The organism is Pseudomonas sp. 1D4, assembly GCF_001728925.1.
Classification (GTDB): Bacteria; Pseudomonadota; Gammaproteobacteria; order Pseudomonadales; family Pseudomonadaceae; genus Metapseudomonas; species Metapseudomonas otitidis.
This window is the reverse complement of sequence record NZ_LXJQ01000111.1, coordinates 1-2,561: the sequence shown is the minus strand read 5'-3', so window position 1 is coordinate 2,561 and position 2,561 is coordinate 1. Positions and strand designations below refer to the sequence as shown.

Below are 2,561 nucleotides of genomic sequence, written 5' to 3'. Positions count from 1 at the left end.
CTGTGCCTGAGAGTCGCTTGGGCAAACGACCTTTTCGTGAGACCCAAATCGGCTCGATCATCACCAGCCTGTTCAAAGGGGACGTGCTTGATGTGCTGCACGGCTTGTTTTTCGTGATTTTCCTGGGGACTTACTTCGCGGAGAAAATCCAGAACTTCAAGCTTGGACCACCCCCAGAACTGACCGACCCCGCCATCGTCGAATGGTCCCAGCCGCTGCCCCCTGAGCAGTGGGCCAAACGCTCCCCGGAACTGGAGGCCGCCATCCAGGCCCGTGAGGCGGAGCTGGCCGCGCAGATGGAGGCCAAGCAGGTATGACCTCACCTGTCGCTGGTAGCCAAACCAAGCGCCTGTTCTCCCGCGACGACTACCTGGCCCCGCCGGCCATCCCCACCGGGCAGCCGCCCAAGGACGTGCTGAACACCATCTGGCGCAAGAACGAGGTGTTCCTGGATATCACGGACTACACCCCCGGTTCTGCTGTGATGGTTATCTGGCCGATGATCTTGCTTGTCTTTTGGCTGGCGTTTGGGACACGTGAAACTTTGCCTGATTTCTCTCAGTTCATTACGTTTGCTGGCGGAATCATCGTTGGCATCCCAGCGCTGATGATGGCCTGGAGCTTGTTGACCCAACCCGCGCCCCTGCCAACCCGCTTCAACCGCCAGCGCCGCGAGGTGTGCGTACCCCAGGAGGATGGCACCTACTGGATCGTGCCCTGGGAGTCGGTGGAGGCCCAGGCCGTGGCGGTGGATACCTACGGCCAGCACGGCAAGATGACCCACGGGCTGCTGACGATCGGGTTTCGCAACCCGGACCCAACTGCACCGGAAGGGGAGCAGGACTATTCCATCGGCTTCAACTGCGGCGGTGGTACCACGGCCATGTGCCTGTGGGAGTGCATAAGAAGCTACATGGAGGTCGGGCCGGAGGTGGTGCCGGACAGGCTGTCTCGCTTTGAAAGCAAGCGAGGGATCATTGCCAGCTACATCTTCGATGTGATCGAAGTGGGCAAGACCAAGGGTTGGGTCCGGGCGTTGCTGTGGGATGGCCTGTGCGGGCTGCTCCTGTTCAACGTCTTGCTGATTTATGCAATCGAGCGGAAGAAGCTGACACCTCCGCCCGACTTCACCGATCCCGCCATCGTCGAATGGTCCCAGCCGCTGCCGCCTGAGCAGTGGGCTAAGCGCTCCCCGGAACTGGAGGCCGCCATCCAGGCCCGTGAGGCGGAGCTGGCCGCGCAGATGGAGGCCAAGCAGGTATGACCTCGCCTGTCGCTGGTAGCCAAACCAAGCGCCTGTTCTCCCGCGACGACTACCTGGCCCCGCCGGCCATCCCCACCGGCCAGCCGCCCAAGGACGTGCTGAACACCATCTGGCGCAAGAACGAGGTATTTCTGGATATCACGGAATACACCCCTGGCTCCTTTGTAATGATCGCCTGGCCACTGGTTTTAATTTTTTTCTGGGCGAGTTTTTCGTCGCGTGAAAGCGACCCAGGCTTTTCGCTGTTCGCCGCATTCGCGGGGGCAGTGATTGTGGGGATTCCGATGCTATTCGTGTTCTACAGCCTGCTAACTCAGCCAGCCCCCTTGCCAACCCGTTTCAACCGCCAGCGCCGTGAGGTGTGCGTACCCCAGGAGGATGGCACCTACTGGATCGTGCCCTGGGAGTCGGTGGAGGCCCAGGCCGTGGCGGTGGATACCTACGGCCAGCACGGCAAGATGACCCACGGGCTGTTGATGATCGGGTTTCGCAACCCGGACCCGGATGCGCCGGAAGGGGAGCAGGACTATTCCATCGGCTTCAACTGCGGCGGTGGTACCACGGCCATGTGCCTGTGGGAGTGCATAAGAAGCTACATGGAGGTCGGGCCGGAGGTGGTGCCGGACAGGCTGGATCGTTTCAACCATAAGCGAGGCATTCTGGTGACCTGGCTCCTGTTCCTGGTCGAAACAGGCCGAACCAAAGGCTGGTTCAGAGCAATCGTCTGGGAAGGTTTCTTTGGTTTGATCGTGTTCAACGTCTTGCTGATCGATTTCATCGAGCGCAAGAAGCTGTCGCCTCTTCCCGACTTCACCGATCCCGCCATCGTCGAATGGTCCCAGCCGCTGCCACCTGAACAGTGGGCTAAGCGCTCCCCGGAACTGGAGGCCGCCATCCAGGCCCGTGAGGCCGAGCTGGCCGAGCAGATGGAGGCCAAGCAGGTATGACCTCGCCTGTCGCTGGTAGCCAAACCAAACGCCTGTTCTCCCGCGACGACTACCTGGCCCCGCCCGCCATCCCCACCGGCCAGCCGCCCAAGGACGTGCTGAACACCATCTGGCGCAAGAACGAGGTGTTTCTGGATATCACGGACTACACCCCAGGCTCGGCTGTGATGGTCATGTGGCCCATGATCTTGCTTTCTCTTTGGCTGGGCATCCCCGCCGATGGAGACGAGTGGGATCTCTTGGTCGTGATTGGGTGCGGAATCATCGTTGGCATCCCAGCGCTGATGATTGCCTGGAGCTTGTTGACCCAACCCGCGCCCCTGCCAACCCGTTTCAACCGCCAGCGCCGT

2 protein-coding genes and 2 pseudogenes are annotated in these 2,561 nt (G+C 61.1%); all 4 read left to right on the top strand.

Annotated features, from left to right (window positions below; genetic code table 11):
* Window positions 1–317 (top strand): annotated as a pseudogene (locus A7D27_RS26755) (hypothetical protein); the annotation flags it as partial.
* The gene (locus A7D27_RS26750) at window positions 314–1,264 is read left to right on the top strand and encodes a hypothetical protein (RefSeq protein ID WP_069566669.1); all 951 of its coding nucleotides are present in this window, start codon (window positions 314–316) and stop codon (window positions 1,262–1,264) included. The pseudogene A7D27_RS26755 and the gene A7D27_RS26750, both read left to right, overlap by 4 nt.
* Window positions 1,261–2,211 (top strand): hypothetical protein, encoded by a 951-nt coding sequence (locus A7D27_RS26745; protein ID WP_069566668.1) that lies wholly within the window; start codon window positions 1,261–1,263, stop codon window positions 2,209–2,211. The genes A7D27_RS26750 and A7D27_RS26745 overlap by 4 nt, the downstream gene beginning before the upstream one ends.
* Window positions 2,208–2,561 (top strand): annotated as a pseudogene (locus A7D27_RS26740) (hypothetical protein); the annotation flags it as partial. The gene A7D27_RS26745 and the pseudogene A7D27_RS26740, both read left to right, overlap by 4 nt.

What these genes read in the sequence shown, in the direction of transcription:
- A7D27_RS26750 (WP_069566669.1), top strand. Translation starts at nt 314, where the DNA reads ATGACCTCACCTGTCGCTGGTAGCCAAACCAAGCGCCTGTTCTCCCGC.
- A7D27_RS26745 (WP_069566668.1), top strand. Translation starts at nt 1,261, where the DNA reads ATGACCTCGCCTGTCGCTGGTAGCCAAACCAAGCGCCTGTTCTCCCGC.